Origin of the sequence: Acidovorax sacchari, from assembly GCF_042847045.1 — a bacterium.
Lineage (GTDB): Bacteria > Pseudomonadota > Gammaproteobacteria > Burkholderiales > Burkholderiaceae_C > Paracidovorax > Paracidovorax sacchari.
This window is the reverse complement of sequence record NZ_AP035783.1, coordinates 793,775-819,844: the sequence shown is the minus strand read 5'-3', so window position 1 is coordinate 819,844 and position 26,070 is coordinate 793,775. Positions and strand designations below refer to the sequence as shown.

General features: G+C 71.0%; 15 protein-coding genes. 9 read left to right on the top strand and 6 right to left on the bottom strand.

Annotation, left to right across the window (positions count from 1 at the left end; all coding sequences use genetic code 11):
• Nucleotides 1–2: 2 nt before the first annotated feature.
• The 3 genes from ACGHC0_RS03745 to ACGHC0_RS03735 form a co-directional block, all read right to left on the bottom strand.
• Nucleotides 3–7,589, bottom strand: coding sequence for a carboxypeptidase regulatory-like domain-containing protein (locus tag ACGHC0_RS03745; RefSeq protein ID WP_415267470.1), 7,587 nt, complete (start codon nt 7,587–7,589; stop codon nt 3–5).
• A 239-nt stretch (nt 7,590–7,828) separates the two neighbouring features.
• A complete protein-coding gene (locus ACGHC0_RS03740) occupies nt 7,829–8,572 on the bottom strand; it encodes a general secretion pathway protein GspB (RefSeq protein WP_415267469.1) in 744 nt (247 codons plus the stop codon).
• Nucleotides 8,573–8,590: 18 nt separating this feature from the next.
• Nucleotides 8,591–10,300 (bottom strand): ExeA family protein, encoded by a 1,710-nt coding sequence (locus ACGHC0_RS03735; RefSeq protein WP_415267468.1) that lies wholly within the window; start codon nt 10,298–10,300, stop codon nt 8,591–8,593.
• Nucleotides 10,301–10,518: 218 nt separating this feature from the next.
• On the opposite strand from ACGHC0_RS03735, the gene ACGHC0_RS03730 reads away from it, so the two are divergent.
• From ACGHC0_RS03730 to ACGHC0_RS03695, 8 genes are all read left to right on the top strand, one after another.
• On the top strand, nt 10,519–12,465 hold the full coding sequence (locus tag ACGHC0_RS03730; RefSeq protein ID WP_415267467.1) for an AMP-dependent synthetase/ligase: 1,947 nt from the start codon (nt 10,519–10,521) through the stop codon (nt 12,463–12,465).
• 29 nt (nt 12,466–12,494) lie between these two features.
• Complete coding sequence (locus tag ACGHC0_RS03725; RefSeq protein ID WP_019700161.1) at nt 12,495–13,286, top strand: ABC transporter ATP-binding protein; 792 nt, start codon at nt 12,495–12,497, stop codon at nt 13,284–13,286.
• 27 nt (nt 13,287–13,313) lie between these two features.
• Nucleotides 13,314–14,243, top strand: a complete 930-nt coding sequence (locus tag ACGHC0_RS03720; protein WP_415267466.1) for a branched-chain amino acid ABC transporter permease — start codon at nt 13,314–13,316, stop codon at nt 14,241–14,243.
• Between the two features lie 22 nt (nt 14,244–14,265).
• Nucleotides 14,266–15,330 (top strand): branched-chain amino acid ABC transporter permease, encoded by a 1,065-nt coding sequence (locus ACGHC0_RS03715; RefSeq protein WP_415267465.1) that lies wholly within the window; start codon nt 14,266–14,268, stop codon nt 15,328–15,330.
• A gap of 73 nt (nt 15,331–15,403) precedes the next feature.
• Nucleotides 15,404–16,726, top strand: a complete 1,323-nt coding sequence (locus tag ACGHC0_RS03710) for an ABC transporter substrate-binding protein (protein ID WP_415267464.1) — start codon at nt 15,404–15,406, stop codon at nt 16,724–16,726.
• 271 nt (nt 16,727–16,997) lie between these two features.
• Entirely contained in the window at nt 16,998–17,822 is an 825-nt protein-coding gene (locus ACGHC0_RS03705; protein ID WP_415267463.1) for an ABC transporter ATP-binding protein, read from the top strand.
• Nucleotides 17,823–18,086: 264 nt separating this feature from the next.
• Nucleotides 18,087–19,334: a phenylacetate--CoA ligase family protein gene (locus ACGHC0_RS03700; protein ID WP_288493969.1), complete on the top strand. Its 1,248-nt coding sequence runs from the start codon at nt 18,087–18,089 to the stop codon at nt 19,332–19,334.
• Nucleotides 19,335–19,535: 201 nt separating this feature from the next.
• Nucleotides 19,536–20,528 (top strand): tripartite tricarboxylate transporter substrate-binding protein, encoded by a 993-nt coding sequence (locus ACGHC0_RS03695; protein ID WP_415267462.1) that lies wholly within the window; start codon nt 19,536–19,538, stop codon nt 20,526–20,528.
• 84 nt (nt 20,529–20,612) lie between these two features.
• Here ACGHC0_RS03695 and ACGHC0_RS03690 read toward each other — a convergent pair whose 3' ends face one another.
• On the bottom strand, nt 20,613–23,063 hold the full coding sequence (locus ACGHC0_RS03690; protein WP_415267461.1) for a PAS domain S-box protein: 2,451 nt from the start codon (nt 23,061–23,063) through the stop codon (nt 20,613–20,615).
• Between the two features lie 233 nt (nt 23,064–23,296).
• Between ACGHC0_RS03690 and ACGHC0_RS03685 the strand changes: the two genes are divergently transcribed.
• Nucleotides 23,297–24,376, top strand: a complete 1,080-nt coding sequence (locus ACGHC0_RS03685) for a Bug family tripartite tricarboxylate transporter substrate binding protein (RefSeq protein ID WP_415267460.1) — start codon at nt 23,297–23,299, stop codon at nt 24,374–24,376.
• A gap of 9 nt (nt 24,377–24,385) precedes the next feature.
• Here ACGHC0_RS03685 and ACGHC0_RS03680 read toward each other — a convergent pair whose 3' ends face one another.
• Both ACGHC0_RS03680 and ACGHC0_RS03675 read right to left on the bottom strand, forming a co-directional pair.
• A complete protein-coding gene (locus tag ACGHC0_RS03680; protein WP_011793936.1) occupies nt 24,386–24,721 on the bottom strand; it encodes a DUF1840 domain-containing protein in 336 nt (111 codons plus the stop codon).
• Nucleotides 24,722–24,758: 37 nt separating this feature from the next.
• On the bottom strand, nt 24,759–26,045 hold the full coding sequence (locus tag ACGHC0_RS03675; protein ID WP_415267459.1) for a class I SAM-dependent methyltransferase: 1,287 nt from the start codon (nt 26,043–26,045) through the stop codon (nt 24,759–24,761).
• Between the last annotated feature and the right edge of the window lie 25 nt (nt 26,046–26,070).

The window sequence follows — 26,070 nt, the reverse complement described above, 5'->3', positions numbered from 1 at the left end:
GGTCAGGGCTCGATGGCGAAGCCGGCCGTGCCCAGCACCTGCACGGTGCCGTTCACGGTGGCGATCAGTTCGATGCGCAGCGTGTCGCCTGCCGCGCCCTGGACCTGCCAGTTGGCGTTGCCGCTGTTCGTCTCGCCGGGGTTGAGCGTCATCGACTGGCTCCAGGCGACGGAGGCGGTGCCCCGCGTCAGGTTGACTACGCGCAGCTGTACCGGGATGTCCTTGCCCATGGCCCCGCTGTTGCGCACCGTGCGCGACAGGGTCACGTTCTGCCCCGCGCGGGCCCGCGACGGGCTGGCGCTGACGCTTCCGGCCAGCACAGGAGGGAGCACGACGATGCGGAAGCTGTCGCGGTCGAGGTGCAGCACCTGGCCCTGCCATTCGGCGGTGAGCGTGGCGTCCACCACGTCGCCGTTCTGGCCCTGGGCCTGCCAGCCGTTGTCGCGCCGGTTGTTCTGGTAGCCGGGGATCGTGAGGTTGTCCCACAGGTGCTGCACGGTGGCGCCGGTGCGCCGCAGCACCCATTGCGAGGTGACGGGGATGTCCTTGATCTGCGGCGGGCACCGGTTGAACACCGTGCGGCTGCCGACGATGGTGTCCTGCAGGGGCACCTCGCGGGCGGCCTGGCCGCGCACCTGGAAGTCCAGGTCGCCGGTGATGCAGGCCCACTGGCCGCACAGTTGCCGCTGGGCGGACTGCAGTGCCTCGGCGATGGCGGCGCGCGCGGCGTCGGCCCCCGTGCCGGCCACGCCGCGCAGGGCGTCGGCGGCGGCGGTCCAGGGAGCGAGGCTCTGCGCGGGCAGGCCCTGGCCCATGGACTGCACGGCGGACGCGACCGCATTGCGCGCGGAAGACGCAGCGCTGCCGCCGCCCGCTGCCGCGAAGGCATCGGCCGCGGCCTGCGCGTCGCGCGCCAGGTCCATGGCATCGCGGATCTCGAAGGATTGCGCGAGCGTCTGCACCGCAGGCGCCGCCCCGGACGCGCCCACCACGACTGCGGAAATCTCCCACGGCACGTCGTAGCGGCCCGGCGCGGTGGCCGTGGCGTGCAGGATCAGCTGCGTGGAAGCACCGGCCGCGAGCGGCACGCTCCATTCGACGATCGAAGCGCCCGCCACGGCGCCGCTGGCGTCGGGGATGGCGTCCAGGGCCTGCGCGCCCTGCGGCAGCCGCGCCCGCACCGTCACCTGCAGGGCCTTGGTGCCGGGGTTGCGCAGCACGGTGGACAGGCTCTGCAGGCTGCCCGGAACGCGGGTGTTCACGGCGGGCACGGTAAGGTACTGCAGCGTGTCGCTGACGAACGCGCCCAGGAATGCATCAGTGCCTGCGCCGGGGCGCGCCAGCAGCGTGGACAGGCTGAAGGCCATGGCGAGGCCCCGGCCGCGGCCGATGGCACGGCCGGCCACCGCCACGCCGCCGCCCGTGAGCGTGGCCTGGACGGTGGCGCCCTGAACGGCCAGGCGCTGCGGCTGGCCCGGCGTGGGCAGCCCGCCGCCCTGCGGATAGACCGGCCCGGTGAGCGTGGCGACCGCGCCCTGCAGGCCGGACGTGCCCTGCGCCTGCACGCCGATGGCCTCGAGCAGCACCGCGTCGCGGTCCGCCGTGGCGCCATCGACCAGCAGACCGGCGCCGCGGCGGGCGGCTTCGCGCAGTTCGCGCACGGCCACGTCGCCGAGCTTCTGCGCTCCGCCGCTGATCCAGTACACGTTGTAGCGGCCGCAGCGCATTTCGGTTTCGAACTCGGCGCGCGTGGTCACCACCTTCGCGGTCAGGCCGCGGGCGGCCAGGTCGTCCCGCAGGGCCTGGGCCTTGGCCTCGTCGCAGGCCGCGGACGGCGGCTGCCCGTCGTCCGCCGCGCTGCAGGCCACCAGAACCAGCAGGCGCGCATCGCTGCCGTCGCCGATAGCTGCGGTGACGGTCGCCGCCGGGGCCGCCTGGCGCAGCTGGATCGCGGTGGTGGACAGGGTGGCTTCCTGGCCGGCGGCGACCTCGATGGATGCGGCCGCGGGGAGGATGGTGCCCGGCGTGCCTTCGGCCGTCCAGGGCCAGGACAGGGTCAGTGGCGTGCCCCGCACCAGGTCCACGCCCGGGCGCGCGAAGGTGGCGACGACGCGGTCGCTGCCGGCGTCCAGGAGGCGCACGCGCACCGTGGCGTTGCGCACGTCGGCGTTGCCGGTGTTGTCCAGTGCGAGCGACAGCTGCACGGGCTCGCCGATGGCTGCGACGCCGGGCTGCGCCTGCAGCGTGCCACGCACGCCGGCCCCGGTATCGGCCGTGCTGCGCACGGTGAACGTGGTGGTGGCGCTCGCCACGGTCTCGCCCTCGGCGCTGCGGGCCACCAGGCGCACGGCGTAGTCGCCCGCGGGCAGGCCGGAAGGCGGCAGCACATGGCCGAAGTCATGCAGGCCCTGGGCCGGCAGCGTGGACACGGCCGCCTGCGCGGACCAGCGCTCGGCGCCGTCCGGGCCGGTGACGGTGGTGGTGGTTTTCAGGTCGTTCCAGGCTTGGTTGGCCGCGAAGTTCTGCAGCCGGTTGGCAATGCGGACCGTGTCCGTGGGCTCGTAGCTGCGCCGGTCGGTCTGCACGCGGGCCGTGAGGCCGTTGCCGCCGCTCGCATCCGCGACGATGCGGAAATCCGCCACGGCCTCCTCGACCGGCAGGCCCCCCGCATCGGCCAGGCGCGCCACCACGCGATAGCTGCCGGTCTGCGTGTCCGCGGTGTTCCAGGTGGACGGCAGATCGATGGTGCCACCGGCAGCCAGCGCGCTGAAGGGCACGCGGCCCAGGTCCGCCACCGTGCCGCCCGCAGGCGTGGCGATGGCGAGGCCCACGTGGCCGGACGCGGCACCCGCGCCGGAATTACTCACCCGGGCGGTGATGGCCACTGGCGCGCGCGCCGGATAGGTGGCCCGGTCGGTGGACACGCCCACGCCGAGATAGGCCGAGGCCTTCACGGCAGGCACATCAACGGGAGCGTCCACGCTGTCGCCGAGGAAGCTGTTTCGGAAGGTGAGCGCCGCCAAGGTGGACGCGGGCCGGGACTCGCCGGGCCGCAGGTTATCCAGCGTCAGGTCGAACTCGATCTGGCGGGCCTTGGTGGTCACGCCGACGAGCTTCCAGAGGTAGTCCATGGACCCATCGGACTGCGCCGCGGACTGCGTGGGCGCGAGCGACGGGTTGGTCAGGTGCACGTCGGGGGCGAAGCGCAGGCGCAGGTCGGTGTCGATGCCGCCCACCCGTTCCAGCGCCACGGGCAGCCAGACTTCCACCCACGAGGTGGCACCGTAGCGCGTGGTGAAGAGGCCGTTTTCGCTCATCCACGAGCCGTCGGCCTGCTGGCGCGCCAGCAGGAACTGCACTGCATTGAGGATGTAGGGATCCTGCGGGCTCGGGTTCAGGTAGTCGAGCGCATAGCCCACCTGGGCCGTGACCATCGAATCGCTGCCGTGGTAGTCGTACCAGCCCCAGCCGCCGTCCGCGCGCTGGCGCGCCTTCAGCGCCGCGCCCACGGCCGCCATGCGGTCGTGCAGGGTCTGCGCCAGCGGCGTGCCGGCGAAGCGGCGCTGGGCGCTGCCCAGGCCGATCAGCTGGTGCGCGAGCTCGAGGTTGCTCGACGGGTTGATGTTGGCATCGTTCAGCAGCCACTGCGCGCCGCGCTGCGCGGAGGCGTCGTATCCGGCGACGAGCGCATCCACGTCGGGCGCCTGCGCGGCCAGCTTGTAGACGCGCTGCCCGCCGTCGGACGTGAAGATGGTGCCGCCGGGCAGGACCGCCACGCCCTCGGCCGGAGCGAAGCTCAGGCGCTGGCCCTGCCAGTCGGCGTTGAAGCGGTAGGCGCCGTTGCTCGTGCCCACCAGCCAGCCGGAGCCTTCCTGCACCACCGAACGGGGATTGCCGTAGAGCAGCGAGACGGGCGTGTCGTAGGACTTGTCGTCCAGGCGGAAGCGCACGATCTTTCGGGCGTTGTAGTTGACGACGACGAGGCGGCCTTCGGCGTCCAGTGCCACACCGGTAGGCCCTGCCAATGGAGCACCCGACCAGAAGAGCTCGGCGGTGCCCGACGGGGAAATGCGATAAATCGCGTTCTGGCTGTAGTGCGCGGCGTACAGGTCGCCGGACGGCGCCATGAACAGCCCCATCGCCGCATCGCCCACGTTGCTGAAGACGGTGGGCTCTCCGCCGCCCGCAGGCACCCGGTGGATGCCTGTGGGCCCGGCCACGAACAGCGTGCCGTCGGCCGCCTTCGCCATGCCCGCGGCACGGTAGATGCCGGACGCATAGGGAGTCATGCTTCCGTCCGGATGGATCCGGGTGACCGTGTGGCGGCTGTAGTCGCTGGCGAGGAGCATGTCCGCGTCTGCGAAGAGGTAGTACGCATTGGCCAGCGGGCCGCCTTCGCTGAAGACCTCGGCCGCATGCTGCACCCAGGGCTTGCGCTGCCCCAGCTGGTCCGCCACCGCCGCGAGGTTCTTGACGTTGAAGGCGGTCTGCGAGGCCCGCGCCGTCCACCAGCCGCCCGTGTAGTCGGTGCTCCAGCCGCCGTCGCCGTCCTGCACCCGCTGGGTGTAGGAGGCCGCGCTCGCCAGCGTGGGCGTGATCTCGTCCTTTTTATGCCAGGCGTTGAGCGCCCAGAGGTTCAGCAGCGTCTCGGCCTTGGAATAGCCGAAGGCGTCGTCGCGCAGCGCGCCATCGGGCTGGCGGTAGAGGGCCACGGCGTTGTAGATGGCGTTGCGCAGCTTCGGATCGTGGTCGGTCAGGCCGCGGGACAGCTCGCCGCCCACGAGGGCCTGCGTCTGCACGTGGCAGCCCTGGCACTGGTTGCCGGCCGTCCAGGCAGCGGCCTGCACGTCGCCGTAGGTGACGCTCTTCTGGATCGCCGACTTGATGGCCGCGGACATCGGGTTCGTGGTTCCGCCGGTGGCCGCATCCTCGCCCGTGATGCGCACCGTGGCGCGCACGGTCTGCGTCCCCGTGGGCACCACGGGCCGGTCCACCGTGTAGGCGCCGGTCGCCGTGTCGCCCGCGTAGAGGCGGCCCAGCGCCACGCCCTGGGCATCGCCCGTGGCAGCGGTCAGGCGCAGCGCGAAGCTGCCGGGGCGCGTGGGTACCCAGCGGCCGAACGACAGCGTGGCGGGCGCGCTCGGCGCCAGCGCGCCTGCGCCGGCCTCGAACGTGGCGAGGGTATCGCCCTGCGCCTCGTCCACGACGGCCAGGCGGTAGGTCTGGGCGGGCAGCGCGAGGTTGCCCGTGCTGCGGATCACGGCGTGCAGATCGACCGGCGTGGCGGCCTGTGCGCGCACGACCGGCGGATGGGCCGCCACGGCGCCGTCGAACAGCGCCTCGCCCCGGATTTCCAGCGGGAGGCTGCGGGTGGCGAGCACCTGGCCCGCCGGGTTCTCGCGGCTCGCGGAGCCGGCCTGGACGACCCGCACCAGCAGGCTGTAGGCACCGGGCGCGAACTGCCCCGTGTTCCAGGCGAAGCGCAGCGGCCGCGCCTCGCCCTGCGACAGCGTGAAGGCGCCCAGCGGCTCGCTGCCCGACGGCGCAAGGGCCGGCGCGAGGCCGATGGATGCGCCCTGGGCATCGAGCACCGCGAGTTGGGCGACCAGGTCGCGCGGATCGCCGCCGGTGTGCTCCACGGACGCCGTGACCGCGACGGATGCGTTCGCCCCGGCCTGGCCCATGGAGGCGGCCGGCGCGGTGATCCGGACGGCACCCGTGCCGGCCGGCGCCATCGCGAAGTCCTTGCGCACCTGCGCGGGCTCGGCGGCCTCCAGGCGCCAGGACTGGGTGAGGTAGCCCGCGGCGGCGACGCGCAGGTCGAACCGGGTGGCGGTGATGCCGGACAGCGCATAGCTTCCGTCGGCCGCGCTGCGCGCGCTGGCGCCGCCGCCCGACACCTCCGCATTGGCGATGGCAGAGCCGGTGTCGGCATCGGTGACGCGGCCCGCGACCTCGGTGCTGGTGCGCACGGTCTGCAGCACGACATCGCCGAAATCCACCACGGAGCCGGACGCGGCCAGCACGTCGGCGGATGCGGAGCGGTAGCCGCTGCGGGAGAAAGCCACGCGGTAATTGCCGGCGGGTGCCTGCAGGTCGAACGATCCCGTGGCACCGGTGGCGCCCGTGGTGGCGGCGCCAATGGCCACCGACACGCCGCCGAGGCCCTGGCCCTGCGCATCCACGGCGCGGCCCTTGAAACGCGCCGCCGTGGGCTGGGGAGCCGGCTCGGACGACGCCGTGAGCGTGGGCGAGAACACCAGCGTCTGCCCCGCAGCGAGGGTGCCGCTGGCCTGCACGGCGCGGAAGCCGTCGTGCGAGGCCGTGAGGCGGACGGTGCCCGGCGCCACGCCGTCGATGCGGTAGCGGCCCTGCGTGTCGGTGCGTGCGCCTGCGCCGCCGTCCAGCGCCACGAGCGCATCACCGACGGGCGCGCCCGACGCATCGAGCACCTGTCCGCGGACCGTCCCCGTGGTGGATGTTCCCGCCAGGGCCAGCAGGCCCAGGTCCAGTTGCTGCCCGGTGGCCAGTTCCGCCGGCCGCACCAGCGCCGCGTAGCCGGCCAGCGCCACGCGCAGTTCATACCGGCCCGCGGCGAGCCCGGAGAACCGGAAGGCCCCTTGCGTGCCGGAGGTGGCGGCCTGCGCCGCGGCACCCGAGAGTTCCACCGTGGCACCCGCCAGGGGCTGGCCGCTGGCGGCATCCACCACCCGGCCGGCCAGGGCCGCGGCCACGGGCGTGGCGGGGGGGGCCGCCGCCAGGGCGCGCAATGCGACGGCCGTCAGGAAGGCATCACCCGACCAGCTGCCGTCCGCAGCCTGCGCGGCCACGAGCCATTGCCGGGCGGCACCGCGCGCTGCGGAATCCGCCCCCTGCAGCGTGAGCGCGTGCAGGCCCATCGCGGTGAGATAGACGCTGCCGTGCCAGCTGCCGTCGGCCTGCTGCCGGTCCGTCAGCCATGCCACCATGGGCAGCACTGCCGCCTGCTGTGCGGCATCCGCCGCGGCGCCGGGCGTGAATGCCTGGACGGCCAGGGCCGTAGCCTGCACGCGCACCCCGGCGGATTCGCCCGCCATGCCGCCGTCGGCCTGCTGTACGGCACGCAGCCATGCCCGGGCGCGCGCCGCGCCCGCGAAGGTACCGCCGTCGGCCAGCGCCAGCGCGTCATGGGCCCAGAGCGTATCGAGGAGCGTGGAGGGTTCGGAAGGCCCGGCCGATGCCGGGAAGCCGCCATCGGCCGCCTGGCGCGCGCGCAGCGAAGCCTCCAGGGAATCGGACTGTAGGCCCGCAGTGCGCAATGCCAGGGCAGCCCGCGCCATCCATTCGGTGTCGTCTCCCGCCTCTGCCGCCAGTCGTGCAGTCAGCGTGGGTGCGACGGCAGACGGGCCGGACAGCACGGCCAGGGTGCGCACGGTTTCGGAAAGCGCCTGCAGCGGATGGGCGCCGCGTGCATCGCCCGCGAGCGCGCCGTCCGCCCCGACCTGTGCCTGCAGCCATGCCAGGCCGCGCGACACCTCCGGGCTGCCCGCGCGGGCGCTCAGCAAAACCAGCGCGGCCAGCGCCAATGCCAGGCGCGCCGCCAGAATCACCCACGCCCGAACAGGACGCGCGCGCCCTCCCCCCATGCCTTGACGCATACGCGCCCCCCTTGATTCGCGGGTGCGCGCAGCCCAGGCCCCCTATGGACCGGCCGCTACCCCCCACCTCGCCCTGTCGGGCTGTTGAACTTGGGGGCGGAGTTTAGGAGGGGTCGGTGAAATTCCACACAATGGATTACACAAATTAACAATAAACAGGGAACCAATCCCCGATGCCCCTGTAGCGCACGCTATCTCGCCGGCTGCGCGATCCGGTGGTCACGGAACTTCCACACCACCCGCTCGGGCTCGATCACCTCCAGCACCACGCCCTGCGAGGCCGTGTCGCCTTCGTGCAGCACCTGCCCGTTGACGATGGCCATGCGGTAGAGGGGATTGGACGAGTACGTGACTCCGCTGACCTGCAGCGCGGGGAACTGGGCACGCACGCTGTCCGGCAGATCCCGCAGCGCCACTGCCGCGGGGGCCGCAGCGCGGGCAGCAGGGGCCGCCTCGTGCCGCGCGGAGGCGACCGGTGCCGGGGCTGAAGCCAGCCGCGCCGGAGCCGGAGCCGGAGCCGGAGCCGGAGCCGGAGCCGGAGCCGGAGCCGGCGCGGTGACCCGGGGTGCAGGCGGGGGAGCACGATGCGGTGCAGGTGCAGGTGTCGCAGGCATGGTGGATGGCTGGGCGGGAATGGCAGGTGGCGCAGGCGCCGGCACCGGCGCTGCACGTTCCGCCTGTGCCACGGATGCCGCCGCGCCGGTGCTGGCAGCCGGACCGGCGGGTACCGCCCGCGAGGACGCGGCCCACCACGCCAGGGCGGCAGCGCCGGCGGCGAACAGCAGGGCGGCGGCCAGGGCGACCGGCGCGCGGCGTGCGCCGCCGGGCGGAACGGGCGTGGGCCCCGTGGACGGGCCGGGCGTGTGCAGGCCGGGAACGGCGCCGCGGCCACGCTCGGCTTCGGCGCGCCGCAGGGCATCGAGGATGTAGGACATACGGGAAAGGGTTCCGGATCAGGAAGTCTTCAGGCGGGGTTCGTCCACGCCCGCGGCGCGGTTGAGCAGCATGAGCGTGAGCGGGCCGGCCACGCCGTCGGGCACCAGGCCCTGGGCCACCTGGAAGCGGTAGATGCGGGCGCGCCGCTGCCCGGCCGTGGCGGCGGTGGCCGCCGCCTGTCCGGCCGCCGGGGGAGCGCCCGCGCCGGCACGCGCGAGCTGGGTATCCAGCCAGGCCTGGGCCTGGGGAGGGCCGGCTTCCATCCGCCCGCCCGCGGGCCACTCCGCAGGGGCGCGCCACAGGGTCGCGAATTCGCCGCGCCAGGCCTGCGCGAGGTCCGCCGCGGTCACGGCCAGGCGCCGGCCGCCGGCCCCTTCCAGCAGCGCCGTCTGCCGCACGGGATCGAAGCCCGCCAGCAGCACGGAAACCGGCGCATCCGCGGAGGGATAGAGGGTCAGCCAGCCGGGCCGGTCCAGCTGGCGCACCAGGGCCAGGCTGGCGCGCCGCTGGCGGTAGCAGCGCAGGCCCTGGCGCTGCAGGGCGTCGCAGGCGTCGCCGCCTTCCAGCCCGCCCTTCACGCCCCATGCGGCCGCCAGCGAGCGCCAGGCGGCGTCCTCGCCGGACGGCTGCGCGGCCAGGAAATCCTGCAGGGCCGAATGCACGGGCTGCGGTGCCGCCGCCGCGCTGGCGGCCGATGCGGCCATGGCCGGCACCGACGCCGGAGCCCCCGTCGCCGCCACGGCCCCGGGGGCGTGCGGTAGTGCCGATGATCCAGAGGACGGGTGGGAGGCAGGTCCCCATCCCAGGCCCCAGCCCGCGGCGGCGATGGCCGCGGCGCCTGCCAGCGCTCCGGCGCCCGCGGCGGCCCAGCGCGGCCGGCGGGCCGTGGGTGCCGGGCCTGCCGCGCCGGGGCCGAACACCTCCGCCGCCGCCCGCTCCACGATGGCATCGTCCACCGCGTGCAACCCGCCGGCATAGGCGCCCAGCAGCGCGCGGTCGCACAGCAGGTTGATGCGCCTCGGGATGCCCCGCGCGCGCTGGTGGATGCGCCCCAGCGCACGCGCGGTGAACGGCAGTGGCCCTTTCAGGCCCGCCACCGCCATGCGGTGCGCGATGTACTGGCGGGTTTCCTCGGGCGTGAGCGCATCGAGGTGGTAGCGCGCGATCACGCGTTGCGCCAGCTGCTCCAGCGCCGGGTCGGCCACCATGGCGCGCAGTTCGGGCTGGCCGATGAGCACGATCTGCAGCAGCTTGCGCTCGCTGGTCTCCAGGTTGGTGAGCAGGCGCAACTGCTCCAGCACCTCGGGCGCGAGGCTCTGGGCCTCGTCGATGATGAGCACGTTGTTGCGGCCCGCGGCATGCTCGCGCAGCAGGAAGGCGTTGAGCGGGTCCAGGCAGTCCTTCACGGTTTCCGCGCCGGGCACGGCGGGCGCGTGGGCCACGCCGAACTCGTCGCAGATGGAGCGCAGCAGTTCGCCCACGGTGAGCTTGGGGTTGAACACGTAGGCCACGTTGCAGTGCGTCGGGATCTGTTCCAGGAAGCAGCGGCACACGGTGGTCTTGCCGGTACCGATCTCGCCGGTGAGCAGCACGAAGCCGCCGCCGGCCTCCAGGCCATAGAGCAGGTGGGCGAGCGCCTCGCGGTGGCGGTCGCTCATGAACAGGTAGCGCGGGTCGGGGGCGATGGAAAACGGCGCGTGTTCGAGGCCGAAGAACGGGGCGTACATGGGGAGCGAGGATACCGCCCGGGCATGACCGGCTCCGCGCCGGGGGCGGCGCGGCAGCACGCAGGGTTACACCCGTCAGGAGTTTCCCCGAAATTGTCGTTGGCAAGACAGGATGGCGTCAAAGCGGTTCCTACCATCCGTTGCATTCCCGCGGATGGCGTGCCTGCCGACAGGCTCCACCCCCTCCCGCTTCCTCCACCCTTCGGCAGGAACCCGGCATGAGCGATACCTTTCCCCGACTGCTGCTGCGCCACGCGGCCGAGCGCCCCCAGGCTGCCGCGCTGCGCGAGAAGGAATACGGCATCTGGCAGACCACCACCTGGGCGCGCCTCGCGCAGCTGGTGGAGCGGCTGGCCGCGGGCCTGGACGCCGCAGGCCTGGCGCGCGGCGAGCACCTGGTGGTGATCGGCGCGAACCGGCCGCGGCTCTACGCCACGATGCTCGCCGCGCAGTCGCTGGGCGCCATCCCCGTGCCGCTCTACCAGGACGCCGTGGCGGCCGAATGCGTCTATCCGCTGAACAACGCCGAGGTGCGCTTCTGCGTGGTGGAAGACCAGGAGCAGGTGGACAAGCTGCTGGAGATCCGCGCGCAGTGCCCGGCCATCGCCGGCATTTTCTATGACGATCCGCGCGGCCTGCGCAACTATGCCGAGCCGGGCCTGCAATCGATCGATGCGCTGCTGGAAGACGGCGCGCGCATCGCCGATGCCGCGCCGGGCTGGTTCGCCGCGCGCGCCCAGGCCGTGCAGCCCGATGACGTGGCCGCGATGTTTTTCACCTCCGGCACCACCGGCAACCCCAAGGGCGTGGTGCACACGCACGCCACGCTGCTGGACCGCGCCACGGCCGGCGCCGAGTTCGACCGCCTCACCGCCGCCGAGGACGTACTGGCCTACCTGCCGCCGGCCTGGATCGGACAGAACATCTTCAGCTATGCGCAGTGGCTGGCCTGCGGCTACGTGGTGAACTGCCCGGAGTCGGCGGCCACGGTGTCGATCGACCTCAAGGAGATCGGGCCCACCTACTACTTCGCGCCGCCGCGCATCTTCGAAGGCCTGCTCACGAGCGTGACGATCCGCATGGAAGACGCGGGTGCCTTCAAGCGCTGGCTGTTCCGCACCTGCATGGCGCATGCGCGCCGCGTGGGCCCGGCACTGCAGAGCGGCCAGGCGGTGGGCTGGTGGGACCGGCTGCGCTACGCGGCGGGCGACCTGCTGGTCTATGGCCCGCTGCGCAACACGCTGGGCTTCTCGCGGGTGCGCGTGGCCTACACGGCCGGCGAGGCGATCGGGCCGGACCTGTTCACGTTCTACCGCTCGATCGGCATCAACCTCAAGCAGCTCTACGGCTCCACCGAGACGGCGGTGTTCGTATGCCTCCAGCCCGACGACGCGGTGCATGCCGACACGGTGGGCGTGCCGATCCGCGGCGTGGAGATCAAGGTGGACGGCAACGGCGAGATCCTCGTGAAGTCCGCGGGCCTGCTGCGCGGCTACTACAAGAACCCCGAGGCGACGGCCGAAGTGCTCACGCCGGACGGCTGGTACCGCACGAGCGACGCGGGCTTCCTGGATGCGAGCGGGCAGCTCAAGATCATCGACCGCGTGAAGGATGTCGGCAGGCTCTCCGGCGGGCCGCATGACGGCGCGATGTTCGCGCCCAAGTACGTGGAGAACAAGCTCAAGTTCTTCCCGCACATCAAGGAAGCCGTGGCCCTGGGCAACGGCCGCGACAAGGTCTGCGCGCTGATCAACATCGATTTCGAGGCCGTGGGCAACTGGGCGGAGCGCCAGAACCTGCCGTATGCCGGCTACACCGACCTCGCGGCCAAGCCCGAGGTGCTGGCGCTGGTCCGCGACTGCGTGGAGAAGGTGAACGCCGACCTCGCGGCCGACGGCCTGCTCGCGGGCAGCCAGGTCGCCCGCTTCCTCGTTCTGCACAAGGAGCTGGACGCCGATGACGGCGAGCTCACGCGCACCAACAAGGTCCGTCGCGGCTTCATCGCCGACAAGTACGGCGTGCTGGTCGATGCGCTCTACGCGGGCCGCACCGAGCAGTTCATCGAGACGCAGGTGAAGTTCGAGGACGGGCGCACGGGCCGCGTGAGCGCCACGCTGCGCATCGAGGATGCGAAGACCTTCCCGCCCGTGCGGCAGGCCGCCTGACCTCGCCCCGCAGCGCAACGTACAACGCCATGACCACTCCCCACAAGAAGACCGGCGACGTGATCCTCGACGTGCGCAACATCAGCCTGCGCTTCGGCGGGGTGAAGGCGCTCACCGACATCTCGTTCGACGTGCGCGAGCACGAGATCCGCTCCATCATCGGCCCGAACGGCGCCGGCAAGAGCTCGATGCTCAACTGCATCAACGGCGTCTATGCGCCGCAGGAAGGCTCCATCACCTTCCGGGGCAAGACCTTCGCCCACATGAATTCGCGCCAGGTGGCCGAGATGGGCGTGGCGCGCACGTTCCAGAACCTGGCGCTCTTCAAGGGCATGAGCGTGCTGGACAACATCATGTCCGGCCGCAACCTGAAGATCCGCAGCAACCTGCTGATGCAGGCGCTGCGCCTGGGGCCGGCGGTGGCCGAGGAGATCCGCCACCGCGAAGTGGTGGAACGCATCATCGACTTCCTGGAGATCCAGGCCTGGCGCAAGGCGCCCGTGGGCCAGCTGCCCTACGGACTGCAGAAGCGCGTGGACCTGGGCCGGGCCCTGGCCATGGAGCCGCAGGTGCTGCTGCTCGACGAGCCCATGGCCGGCATGAACGTGGAGGAGAAGCAGGACATGTGCCGCTTCATCCTCGACGTGAACGACGAATTCGGCACCACCATCGTGCTGATCGAGCACGACATGGGCGTGGTGATGGACATCTCCGACCGCGTCGTGGTGCTGGACTACGGCAAGAAGATCGGTGACGGCACGCCCCAGGCGGTGCGCAACAACGAAGACGTGATCCGCGCCTATCTGGGCGCAGGGCACTAGGCACGCAGGACATCGGAGGCATACGCCATGGGTTTCTTTCTCGAGACGGTGTTCGGCGGCCTGATGGCCGGCATGCTCTATGCGCTGGTGGCGCTGGGGTTCGTGCTGATCTTCAAGGCCTCGGGCGTGTTCAATTTCGCGCAGGGCGCGATGGTGCTGTTCGCGGCGCTCGCCATGGCGCGCTTCGCCGAATGGCTGCCGCGCTGGCTGGGCTTCGACAGCCTGCTGCTGGCCAACCTCCTGGCCTTCTGCGCGGCGGTGGCGTGCATGGTGGGCGTGGCCTGGCTGGTGGAGCGCCTGGCGCTGCGCCATCTCGTGAACCAGGAGCCGATCGCGCTGCTGATGGCCACGCTGGGCATCACTTATTTCCTCGACGGCGCGGGGCAGCTCATCTTCGGCAGCAGCACCTACAAGATCGACGTGGGCATGCCCAAGGACCCGATGATCGTGCTGGAGAACGTCTTCGAGGGCGGCCTGCTGCTCTCCAGGGAAGACCTCTACGCCGCCGTGGTGGCCGCCGCGCTCGTCGCGCTGCTCTCGCTCTTCTTCCAGAAGACGCGCACCGGCCGCGCGCTGCGCGCCGTGGCGGACGACCACCAGGCCGCCCAGTCCATCGGCATCCCGCTCTCGCGCATCTGGGTGATCGTGTGGTCGGTGGGCGGCATCGTGGCGCTCGTGGCCGGGATCATCTGGGGCAGCAAGCTGGGCGTGCAGTTCTCCATCTCGCTCGTGGCGCTCAAGGCCTTCCCGGTGGTGATCCTCGGCGGGCTCACCTCGGTGCCCGGCGCCATCGTGGGCGGCCTGATGATCGGCGTGGGCGAGAAGCTCTCCGAGATCTACCTCGGCCCCTTCCTGGGCGGCGGCATCGAGAACTGGTTCGCCTACGTGCTGGCGCTGGCCTTCCTGCTGATCCGGCCACAAGGGTTGTTCGGGGACAAGATCATCGATCGCGTGTAACCGGTAGAAGGAGACAAGCACCATGTTCTACCGTGAAAACGGCCAGTTCAAGACCAGCTACCAGGCCGACCTGGCACTGTTCCCCATCGCGCAGGACCGCTGGGCCCTGCTCGCCCTGCTCGTGGTGGCCTTCGTCGGCGTACCGCTCGTGGGCAGCGACTATTTCTTCCGCGCCGTCGCGGTGCCGTTCCTGATCCTGTCGCTCGCGGCGATCGGGCTCAACATCCTCGTGGGCTACTGCGGGCAGATCTCTCTGGGCACGGGCGCTTTCATGGCCGTCGGTGCCTATGCGGCCTACAACCTGCAGGTGCGCATCGAGGGCATGCCGCTGCTGCTCGCGCTGCTGGGCGGCGGGCTTTGCGCCACGGTGTTCGGCGTGCTGTTCGGCATCCCGAGCCTGCGCATCCGCGGGCTCTACCTGGCGGTGGCGACGCTCGCCGCGCAGTTCTTCACCGACTGGTTCACCAACCGCGTGAAGTGGGTCACCAACGATTCGTCGTCGGGCTCGGTGAGCGTGGGCCACCTGCAGGTCCTGGGCTTCGGCATCGAGACGCCGGTGCAGAAGTACCTGCTGTGCCTGGGGTTCGTGGCGGTGTTCGCGCTGCTGGCCAAGAACCTCGTGCGCGGTGCCGTGGGCCGCGAGTGGATGGCCATGCGCGACATGGACGTGGCCGCCGCCGTGATCGGCATCCGCCCGGTGTACGCCAAGCTCAGCGCGTTCGCGGTGAGCAGCTTCATCGTGGGCGTGGCCGGCGGCCTCTGGGGCTTCGTGCACCTGGGCTCGTGGGAGCCGGCCGCCTTCGGCATCGACCGCTCGTTCCAGCTGCTGTTCATGGTCATCATCGGCGGGCTGGGCTCCATCGCGGGCAGCTTCTTCGGCGCGGCCTTCATCGTGCTGCTGCCGCTGCTTCTGAACTACGTGCCCCACTGGCTGGGGCTGCCGCTGTCCACCGGCACGGCCACGCACCTGGAGCACATGATCTTCGGCGCGCTGATCGTTTTCTTCCTCATCGTGGAGCCGCACGGCCTCGCGCGGCTGTGGTCCACCGCGCGGCAGAAGCTGCGCATCTGGCCGTTCCCGCACTGAACACAGCCCGTTCCGGTTCTCTTCCGTTCCGCCAACGCACCACCCGAGTGCCCACATCCCAAGGAGACAAGCCATGCAACCCAGGAAGATCGCATCGATCGCCGCCGCCCTCGCGGCCGGCCTCTCGGTATGGAGCGCCGCGCCACTGGCGCAGGCGCAGGCCGCAGGCGAGCAGTTCGTGCCGCTGCTCGTCTACCGCACCGGGCAGTTCGCGCCGCTCGGCATTCCCTGGGCGGACGGCAAGCAGGACTACCTGAAGCTCGTGAACGCGCGCGACGGCGGCGTGAACGGCGTCAAGCTCTCGTTCGAGGAATGCGAGACCGCCTACGACGCAGCCAAGGGCGTGGAATGCTACGAGCGCCTCAAGGGCAAGGGCAGCGGCGCCTCCGGCTTCGACACGCAGTCCACCGGCATCACCTTCGCCGTGACCGACAAGGCCTTCGTGGACAAGATCCCGGTGGAGACCCCGGGCTACGGCCTCTCGCAGTCGGCCGACGGCACGGTGTTCGAGTGGAACTTCCCGCTGCTGGGCACCTACTGGACCGCCGCCGACGTGATGCTGCAGGACATCGCCAAGAAGGAGAAGGGCAGCCTCAAGGGCAAGAAGATCGCGCTGGTCTACCACGACAGCCCCTACGGCAAGGAGCCGATCCCGCTGCTGCAAAAGCGCGCCGAGGCCGACGGCTTCACGCTCAGCACCTTCCCCGTCACGCCGCCCGGCGTGGAGCAGAAATCCACCTGGCTGCAGATCCGCCAGCAGCGGCCCGACTACGTGCTCTTCTGGTCTGCCGGCGTGATGACGCCCGCCGGGATCCGCGAGGCGCAGGCCAGCGGCTACCCGCGCGAGAAGATCTACGGCATCTGGTGGGCCGGCTCCGACCACGACGTGAAGGACATCGGCGCGGGCGCCAAGGGCTACAACGCCATCACCATCCACAACAGCGCCGCGAAGGACAAGGTGCACGACGACCTGAAGAAGTTCGTCTATGACAAGGGCCAGGGTACGGGGGCTCCCACGGGCGTGGGCACGCTGGCGCATACGCGCGGGATGATGATCTCCATGCTGCAGGTGGAGGCGATCCGCGCCGCGCAGGAGAAGTACGGCAAGGGCAAGGTGCTCACGCCCGAGCAGGTGCGCTGGGGCTTCGAGAACCTGGACCTCACGGCCGACAAGCTCAAGGCCCTGGGCTTCGGCGAAATCATGCGCCCGGTGAAGACCTCCTGCCAGAACCACATGGGCACCGACTGGGCGCGCATCGTGCAGTGGGACGGCGGCAAGTGGAACCTCGCTTCGGACTGGTACCAGGCCGACAAGACGCACATCGATCCGCTGGTGAAGGAGTACGCGGCGAAGTATGCGAAGGACAAGAACATCAAGCCAAAGAACTGTAGCTAACACCCCCCTGAGCGGCTGCGCCGCTCCGCGCTGCCGCCAGAGGCGATTGCCCTTCGTGCACGTCCAAGCCTGCGCAGGCAGGCTCGGAGCCGCGGCACTCAGCCCCTTCTCTCGGCCCGCTGCGCGTTCCGGGAGGGGGGACGACACCCTCAGTGCGGGGCGGCCCTTCCTCGGTGTCCCTCGTACCCCATGCCCAAGGCAGCGCCGCACTCCACTATGCGCCACGCCTCGGAGCGCACAGCCAATTCACCCCATGCCCATGGAGCCAGCCATGACCACAGCCCCGCCATCCGCCAGTGAACCGCTGCTCGTCGTCAACGGCATCGAGGTGATCTACCACCATGTGATCCTCGTGCTCAAGGGCGTGTCGCTTTCCGTGCCCGAGGGCGCCATCGTGGCCCTGCTGGGCGGCAATGGGGCGGGCAAGACGACCACGCTGCGCGCGGTCTCCAACCTGCTGGCGGGCGAGCGCGGGGAGGTCACGAAGGGCAGCATCGAACTGCGCGGCGAGCGCATCGAGCGGCTGTCGCCCGCTGCGCTGGTGGACCGCGGCGTGGTGCAGGTGATGGAGGGCCGCCACTGTTTTGCCCACCTCACGATCGAGGAGAACCTGCTCACGGGCGCCTATACGCGGCGCGACCGCGGCGAGATCGCGGCCAACCTGGAGAAGGTGTATGCCTACTTCCCGCGCCTGAAGACGCGGCGCACCAGCCAGGCGGCCTACACCTCGGGCGGCGAGCAGCAGATGTGCGCCATCGGCCGCGCGCTCATGGCCAACCCGCGCATGGTGCTGCTCGACGAGCCCTCCATGGGCCTGGCGCCGCAGATCGTGGACGAGGTCTTCCACATCGTGCGCGACCTCAACACCCGCGAGAAGGTCACCTTCCTGCTGGCCGAGCAGAACACGCACATGGCGCTGAAGTACGCGGACTACGGCTACATCCTCGAAAGCGGCCGCGTGGTGATGGACGGCGCGGCCGCCGACCTGGCCAACAACGAGGACGTGAAGGAGTTCTACCTGGGCATGGGCGGGGGGGAGCGCAAGAGTTTCAAGGATGCGAAGAGCTACAAGCGGCGCAAGCGCTGGTTGGCCTGACATGGAGCTCACCCCCCTGAGCGGCTGCGCCGCTTCCCCCCGCTCTCGCCGTGCTGCGCACAGCGGGAAGGGGGACGACGCTGGTGGCCCGGCGAAGCCGGTTCCACGGCGTCTGCTGGCTTGGCCTGCTCCGCGGCCTTTCGATGGGTGGCGCTGCGGGTGTTCCAGGGCCGCGCGCAAAGGTTAAAGCGGGGGCTCACGCCGAACGGCGGCGCCGCTGCGTATGACGATGGATTGCACAACCGCATGGATGAAGGCATGAGCATGATGGATTCCTACGACGCCCTCGAAACCCGCGCGCCCGAGGAGCGCGAGGCTGCGCTGATGGCGGCGCTGCCGGCGCAGGTGGCGCATGCGCGGTCGGCCACGGCGGCTTTCGGCGAGATCCTGGCGGGGGTGGATGCGCGGGCCGTGACCAGCCGGGACGCGCTGGCCGCCCTGCCGGTGACGCGCAAGCACGAGTTGCTGGAACGGCAGCAGGCGGGCCGCGCCGCGAACCCGTTCGGGGGGTTCAGCGCGCTGGCGTTCGGCCCGGCGATGCCGCGCGTGTTCGCGAGCCCGGGCACGCTCTACGAACCGGAAGGCCGGCGGGCGGACTACTGGCGCATGGCGCGCGCGATCCATGCCGCGGGGTTCCGGCCGGGCGAGCTGGTGCACAACTGCTTCAGCTACCACTTCGTTCCCGCGGGCGCCATGATGGAAGGCGGGGCGCAGGCCCTGGGCTGCACGGTGTTCGCGGGCGGCACGGGGCAGACGGAGCAGCAGGTGCAGGCCATGGCCGAGCTGCGCCCCGCGGGTTACATCGGCACGCCGAGCTTCCTGCGCATCCTGCTGGAGAAGGCGGCGGAGACGGGCACGGCGCTGCCGCACCTGGGCAAGGCGCTGGTGTCGGGCGAGGCACTGCCGCCCTCGCTGCGCGACTGGTTCGCCGAGCGCGGCGTCGCGGCCTACCAGTGCTATGCCACGGCGGACCTGGGCCTGATCGCCTACGAGACCCGCGCCCGCGAGGGTCTGGTGCTGGGCGAGGACGTGATCGTGGAGATCGTGCGGCCCGGCACCGGAGACCCCGTGCCCGACGGCGAGGTGGGCGAGGTGGTGGTGACCACGCTCAACCCCGACTACCCCCTGGTGCGCTTCGGCACGGGCGACCTGTCGGCCGTGCTGCCCGGCCCCTGCCCCACCGGCCGCACGAACCGCCGCATCCGCGGCTGGATGGGCCGGGCCGACCAGACCACCAAGGTGCGCGGCATGTTCGTGCACCCCGGCCAGGTGGCCGAGGTGGCGCGGCGCTTCCCGCAGGTGGCGCGCGCGCGCCTCGTCGTGGGCGGTGAGATGGCCAGCGACACCCTGGTGCTGCGCGTGGAGACGTCGGAGACCGCCGGCGGGCTGGCCGACCAGCTGGCGGCTGCGGTGCGCGAGGTCACCAAGCTGCGCGCCGAGGTGGAGATGCTGCCGCCGGGCAGCCTGCCCAACGACGGCCGCGTGATCGAGGATGCGCGCAGCTACCGGTGACCCCGGACGACGCCTGCCGGCGCCTGCCACAGGTGGATTGCATGGAGCTTACACTCACATTTCCATAGCAACATATCCTTGCACTTCAATGGATCCAGCGCAAAAAAACTTAAAACCCTGCATCTCCGGGCCTCAGTGATTACCTTGATGTAGCACCGAAAGCCCATGACTATCATGGCGCCTCTTCACGTAAGGAGCACCATGAAATCACTGTTCAAGACCGCCCTGCTGGCCGCTGCCGCAGCCGCCGCATTCGGCGTCCAGGCACAGCAAGCCTTCCCCTCCAAGGACAAGACGGTGACCATCGTCGTGCCCTTCGCGGCCGGCGGTCCCACCGACCGCGTGGCGCGCGACCTGGCCGAGGCCATGCGCAAGCCGCTGGGCGGGGTGAGCGTGGTGATCGACAACGCCGCCGGCGCCGGCAGCAGCATCGGCACCGCCAAGGTGGCACGCGCGGCACCCGACGGCTACACCCTGCTGCTCAACCATATCGCCATGGCCACGATGCCGGCGCTCTACCGCAAGCTGCCTTTCAACGTGCCCACCGACTTCGAGTACCTGGGCATCGTGAACGACGTGCCCATGACGCTCATCGGCCGCCCCTCGCTGCCGGCCAACAACTACCAGGAGCTCTCCACCTGGATCGGCCAGAACAAGGGCAAGATCAACCTGGGCCACGCCGGCCTGGGCGCCGCCTCGCACCTGTGCGGCCTGCTCTACCAGAACGCCCTCAAGGTCGAGATGACCACCGTCGCCTACAAGGGCACGGCCCCCGCCATCACCGACCTGATCGGCGGCCAGATCGACCTGCTGTGCGACCAGACGACCAACACCACATCGCAGATCGAGGCCAAGAAGGTCAAGGCCTATGCGGTCACCACGGCCAAGCGCCTGACCACGCCGTCGCTCAAGGACCTGCCCACGCTGGCGGAATCCGGCGTGAAGGACTTCCAGGTCACCATCTGGCACGGCCTCTACGCGCCCAAGGGCACGCCCGCCGAAGTGGTCGCCAAGCTGAACGAAGCCCTGAAGGCGGCCCTGAAGGACCCGGACTTCATCAAGAAGCAGGAAGGCCTGGGCGCCGTGGTGGCCTCCGACCAGCGCATCGAGCCGGCCGAGCACAAGAAGTTCGTGCAGGCCGAGATCAACAAGTGGGGCCCGATCATCAAGGCCGCCGGCACCTACGCGGACTGACGCCGCTCCCAGTGCGGCGGGGCGATGCCCCGCCACGGCGACGCCCTGCAGCGCCCCCGCGCCGCAGGGCGTTTTTCTTTCTGGTCAATCCAGCATCTGCCGGACCTTGCAGGCCAGCGCCTCGATCGTGAACGGCTTGGCCATCATGTCCATGCCCGGCCCGAGGAACTCGCTCCGGACGTTCGCCTGGTTGGCGTAGCCGGTGATGAACAGCACCTTCAGGCCGGGGCGGAGCTGGCGGGCCACATCGGCCAGTTGCCTGCCGCTCATGCCCGGCAGGCCCACGTCCGTGATCAGCAGGTCCAGGCCATCGAGCGCCTCCATCACCTCCAGCGCCGAGGGCGCATCGACGGCCTCGTGCGCCACGTACTCCAGGTCTGCCAGCACTTCTCCCAATATGGCCCGCAGGCCCGGCTCGTCCTCGACGAACAGGAGGGTTTCGCCGCGGCCGCACGGCAGGTCGGCAGTGGCCGTCGGCGCGGCGGGCACGGGTGAGGCGCCATCCGCCACGGTGGGCAGGTAAAGGCTCACGGCCGTGCCCTCGCCCACCCGGGAGTCGATCGCCACGTGGCCGCCGGTCTGGCGGGCGAATCCGTAGATCATCGACAGGCCCAGCCCCGTACCCTGCCCGATGGGCTTGGTCGTGAAGAATGGCTCGAACGCCTTCGCGGCCACTTCCGGGGGCATCCCGGTGCCGCTGTCGGTCACGGTCAGCCTGGCATAGCTGCCCGGCTTCAGGTGTGGGTGCTGGTTGAGGTAGAGGCGGTCCAGCACGACGGTGGAAGTCTGGATGGTGAGGCGGCCGCCCTGCTCCATCGCGTCGCGCGCGTTGATGCAGAGATTGAGCAAGGCGTTCTCGAGCTGGTTGCGGTCGCTGCGGACCATGCCGAGCCCGGGTGCCAGCGACAGCACGAGCAGGATGTTCTCGCCCAGCGTGCGCCGCAGCATCTCCTCCATGCCCAGCACGAGCGCGTTGGCATCCACGTGCTGCAGGTCGAGCGTCTGCTTGCGCGAGAACGCCAGCAGGCGGTGGACCAGGGATGCCGCGCGCTGGGCGGCCGTGCCGGCCATCGCGATGTAGCGCTCGGTCCCCTTCGCCTCGGGGACCGCGGCGAGCTTGCGCTGCAGCAGCTGCAGGCTGGACATGATGGTGGCCAGCAGGTTGTTGAAATCGTGCGCGATGCCACCGGTGAGCTGGCCGATGGCTTCCATCTTCTGGCTCTGCCGGAGCTGGTCCTCGACCCTGCGCTGCTCGGTGACGTCGCGCCCCGTGGCATAGAAGCGCTGCTCGAACGGCTGGGCCACCCAGGAGATGACGCGGTAGCTGCCGTCGCGGCAGCGGACCCGGTTCTCGAAGCGCATGGTCGTGCGGCCGTCTTCGAGCCGGCGCAGCTCGGCGATGGTCGGCTCGCGGTCGTCCGGATGCACCAGGTCGAGGAAATGGGTCCGCAGCAGCACCTCCTCGGTCCAGCCGAGCGTCGCCCCCCAGGCGTCGTTGACCGCCAGCAGCCGGCCGTTGACGTCGCAGACGTCCATCAGGTCGGTCGACAGGTGCCAGATCCGGTCACGGTCGGCCGCCTGTTCCGCCACCCGGGCCTTCAGGTTGTCGTTGAGCAGGCCGAGTTCCCGCACGGCATTGTCGCGCTCGCTGTTCAGGCGCTCGTGCTCCGTGCGATCACGCAGGATCTTGACGAACCCCTGCACCCGGCCCGCCTCGTCCTTCAGCGGCGTCATCTCGCCGCTGGCCCAGAAGCGCCGGCCGTCCTTGCGCAGGTGCCAGCGCTCGTCGCTGGCATGGCCCCGGGCAAGCGCCAGGCGCATTTCCGCGCGCGGGGCGTCCTGCGCGTTGTCCTCGGGCGTGAAGAACCGGTCCGGGGGCTGGCCGAGCATTTCCGCCTCGGTCCAGCCGAGCACCGCGCAGGCGCCCTCGTTCCAGCTGGTGACCAGGCCATCGAGCGAGAAGCTGATGATGGCGTAGTCGCGCGCGCTGTCGAGGATCTGGCGGTTGCGGCGCTCCTCGCGGATGCGGCCCTGCTCGGCGAGCACCATGCGGGTGGTCTCGGTCACCACGAGGAAGATGCCCCGCACGCGCCCCTCGTCATCCCAGATCGGGCTGTGGCAGTGCGTGAAATAGGCCTCGCGCGCCGCACTGTCGCGGTCGGGCGTGTAGCGCGCGTCCTCGGTGTAGAAGCTCTCCCCGGCCAGCACCTTCGAGAAGAACGGCTCCAGCTGGCCCCACATCTCGGACCACCAGTCGAAGGCCGGCTCCCCCAGATGCCCCGGGTGCTTGTGGCCCAGGCTCACGGCATAGGCATCGTTGTAGAAGGTGTGCAGACGGTCGCCCCAGTGGACCATCATGGGGAAGCGGGAACTGAGCGTGGTGCGCACCGCCGTCTTGAGTTCGGGCGGCCAGTCCCGCGGATCACCGAGCGCGTGGCGGCTCCAGTCGATGGCGCGCAGCAGTCTGCCGCACTCGCCTCCCGTGGAGGGGAACGGGCTGCGCGGGTCGGTATCGGGGGGAGGGGAAGCGGGCATGGGCGTTCTCGGGACGCAGGGTGGCTCCGGGAATTTCCAGGGATGCGAACGCCGGCGATTCCGGATTTTCTCAAAGAGTGCCGCCGAGCTCCTCGCCGCTGTGCATTCCACACGGCTTCAGGGTTATCCATCTGCCGCCCCGGCAAGGGCCCGCCTACAACGGACGGACGGCTCCGCGCGCCACCGCGCGCGGCCAGCCCCCGATCCCATGGCCGACGAAAGGTCCTTGCCTCATGCCCCTGCAAGACACTGCATCATCCTCCCGCTGCTCGCGCTCTGCCGCCGTCTCCGCCGTGCAGCACGCCTCCGCGCGCCGCCGCGCCATCGCCCTGGGCTGCGCGCTGATCGCGGGCGCCGCGCTCGCCGCCTGGAACGCGCCCGCGCACGCCTACACGTGGCCTTCCAAACCCGTGCGCATCGTCGTGCCCTTCGCCCCGGGCGGCACCACCGACATCCTCGCGCGGGCCGTCGCGCCCGAACTCAGCCGCGCCTTCGGGCAGCAGTTCGTGGTGGACAACCGCGCGGGCGCAGGCGGCAACATCGGCGCGGAGATCGTCGCCAAGTCGCCGGCCGACGGCTACACCCTGCTCATGGGCACCGTGGGCACGCACGGCATCAACCGCGCGCTCTACGGCAGGCTGCCCTACGACCCCATCAAGGACTTCGTGCCGATCACGCTGGTGGCCGCGGTGCCGAACGTGATGGAGGTCAACGCAGAGAAGGCGCGCGCGCAGGGCATCTCGAGCGTGCAGGACTTCATCCGCTACGCCAAGGCCCACCCCGGCCAGCTCAACATGGCCTCCAGCGGCAACGGCACCTCCATCCACCTCGCGGGCGAGCTGTTCAAGAGCATGACCGGCACCTACATGCTGCACATGCCCTACCGCGGCTCGGGCCCGGCCCTGCTGGACATGGTGGGCGGCAACATGGACGTGATGTTCGACAACCTGCCCTCCTCCATGGCGCAGATCAAGGCGGGCAAGCTCAAGGCGCTGGCGGTGACCAGCGCGACCCGCTCGCCGGCGCTGCCGGACGTACCCACCGTGGAAGAGGCCGGCGGCCCGGCGCTCAAGGGCTACGAGGCCAGCTCGTGGTTCGGCCTGCTGGCCCCGGCGGGCACACCGGCCGACATCGTCAACCGCATCCAGCAGGAGACTGCCAAGGCACTGGCTTCGCCCGCGGTGAAGGAGCGCATGCTGGCGCAGGGCGCCATTCCCGGCGGCAACACGCCGGCCGAGTTCGCGCGGCACATCCAGGCCGAGCACGCCAAGTGGGCCCGCGTGGTGCAGGCCTCGGGCGCCAAGGTGGACTGAGCCGCGACGCTACCAGGTGACTTCGCGGCCCTCGGCGGCGCTGCGGCGCAGCATGTCGATGAAGGGGGCTGCGCGCTGGCGCAGGCGCACCGCCTCGGCCGGGTCGCCCCGCTCCTCGCGGCCTTCGGCGGCCGCACCGTCCTGCGCCTCGCCGCTCTCGGCGCGGCGGGCCTCGTCCGCGGCCACCGCGGCCTCCAGCGACTGGATGGCCGCGGGGATCTGCTCGGCCGTGATGATGCCGTGCGCATCGTCGGGGGACTTGCCGATCGCCTGCAGGATCTGGCGGCCGTGGGCCTGCAGCATGATGATGTCGGCCGTGGCCCGGGACTTGAATTTGTAGAGCATGGATCAGGAAGTAGGCAGGTCAGAAGGCGGGGCCGGGTCAGCAGGCGCGCGGCAGCCCCTCGTACATGTAGCCGCGCTGGAAAGGGTAGTCGGACTGCGCGCCCGGCATGGGGCCGGAATCGGTGCGTCCGTCGGGCCGGATGGCGAGCATCTGGTGCAGCGCCATCCATCCGCGCTCGAATCCCATGGCGCTGCCGGCCAGGTACAGGCGGTAGGCGCGCAGTGCCTTGGCCCCGCGATCGGCCCCGGCCTCTTCCGACAGGATGGCCTCGGCCTCGGGGAGGTGCTCCTCCAGCGCGTCCGACCAGGCCCAGAGCGTACGGGCGTAATGGGGACGCAGGTTCTCGGTATCGACCATCTCGAGGCCGGCACCGGCCATGTCGTGCAGCACGGCGCCCACGTGCACCAGTTCGCCGCCGGGAAAGATGTATTTCTCGATGAAGTCGCCCATGCCGGCGCCGAGCTGGTCGTTATCCACGCCGCCCGCGGTGATGCCGTGGTTGAGCAGCAGCCCGCCGGGACGCAGCAGGCCGTGCACGCAGGCGAAATACTCCGGCAGGCGCGCGCGCCCCACGTGCTCGAACATGCCCACGGAGGCGATCCTGTCGAACGGCCGCTGCTCGGTGCGCCGCAGGTCGCGGTAGTCGCACAGCAGCATGCGCACCCGGCCGGACAGGCCCTTCTCCTCGATGAGCCGCGTCACGTGCGCATGCTGGTTTCGCGAAAGCGTGATGCCGGTGCCTTCCACGCCGTAGTGCTCCGCGGCCCAGAGCAGCAGCCCGCCCCAGCCCGCGCCGATGTCCAGGAAGCGGTCGCCGGGCGCGAGGCGGAGCTTGCGGCAGATGTGGTCCAGCTTGGCCTCCTGCGCCCGGGCGAGCGGCATGCCCGCGTCGCGGTAGTAGGCGCAGGAATACACGCGGCGCGGATCGAGCCACAGCGCGTAGAAGCGGTCGGAGAGGTCGTAATGGAACTGGATCTGCCGCGCGTCCCGGCCCAGCGTGTGCAGGCGGTAGGAGCGGATGCGGTGCGCCAGGGCGGCGCCCCAATGGGACGATCCGTGCGCCGGATCGCCCCGCAGCAGGGCACCGGCCGCCGCCATGAGGTCGCGCACGCGCCCTTCCATGGCCACGCGGCCCTCCACGATGGCCGCGCCCACGTCGCCCACCTTGCCCCGCGCGAGGGCGGCGAGCGCCATCGCGTCGCGGAAGCGCAGCACCACGCGCGCGTCGCGCACGCCCAGCCGCTCGCCCCCTGGCAGCTCCAGCGCGAGCCCGACCGGCGAGGCGGCCAGCCGCTCTTCCAGGGCGCGCAGCAGAGGATTCATGGGGGGATTGTTGGGCGGGCGCCGG

Bases quoted from the DNA above. Each gene is read 5' to 3' on its own strand.
- ACGHC0_RS03705 (WP_415267463.1), top strand. From the start codon at position 16,998: ATGACCACAGCCCCGCCATCCGCCAGTGAACCGCTGCTCGTCGTCAAC.
- ACGHC0_RS03715 (WP_415267465.1), top strand. From the start codon at position 14,266: ATGTTCTACCGTGAAAACGGCCAGTTCAAGACCAGCTACCAGGCCGAC.
- ACGHC0_RS03690 (WP_415267461.1), bottom strand. From the start codon at position 23,063: ATGCCCGCTTCCCCTCCCCCCGATACCGACCCGCGCAGCCCGTTCCCC.
- ACGHC0_RS03710 (WP_415267464.1), top strand. From the start codon at position 15,404: ATGCAACCCAGGAAGATCGCATCGATCGCCGCCGCCCTCGCGGCCGGC.
- ACGHC0_RS03740 (WP_415267469.1), bottom strand. From the start codon at position 8,572: ATGTCCTACATCCTCGATGCCCTGCGGCGCGCCGAAGCCGAGCGTGGC.
- ACGHC0_RS03720 (WP_415267466.1), top strand. From the start codon at position 13,314: ATGGGTTTCTTTCTCGAGACGGTGTTCGGCGGCCTGATGGCCGGCATG.
- ACGHC0_RS03725 (WP_019700161.1), top strand. From the start codon at position 12,495: ATGACCACTCCCCACAAGAAGACCGGCGACGTGATCCTCGACGTGCGC.
- ACGHC0_RS03675 (WP_415267459.1), bottom strand. From the start codon at position 26,045: ATGAATCCTCTGCTGCGCGCCCTGGAAGAGCGGCTGGCCGCCTCGCCG.
- ACGHC0_RS03700 (WP_288493969.1), top strand. From the start codon at position 18,087: ATGATGGATTCCTACGACGCCCTCGAAACCCGCGCGCCCGAGGAGCGC.
- ACGHC0_RS03730 (WP_415267467.1), top strand. From the start codon at position 10,519: ATGAGCGATACCTTTCCCCGACTGCTGCTGCGCCACGCGGCCGAGCGC.
- ACGHC0_RS03695 (WP_415267462.1), top strand. From the start codon at position 19,536: ATGAAATCACTGTTCAAGACCGCCCTGCTGGCCGCTGCCGCAGCCGCC.
- ACGHC0_RS03680 (WP_011793936.1), bottom strand. From the start codon at position 24,721: ATGCTCTACAAATTCAAGTCCCGGGCCACGGCCGACATCATCATGCTG.
- ACGHC0_RS03735 (WP_415267468.1), bottom strand. From the start codon at position 10,300: ATGTACGCCCCGTTCTTCGGCCTCGAACACGCGCCGTTTTCCATCGCC.
- ACGHC0_RS03685 (WP_415267460.1), top strand. From the start codon at position 23,297: ATGCCCCTGCAAGACACTGCATCATCCTCCCGCTGCTCGCGCTCTGCC.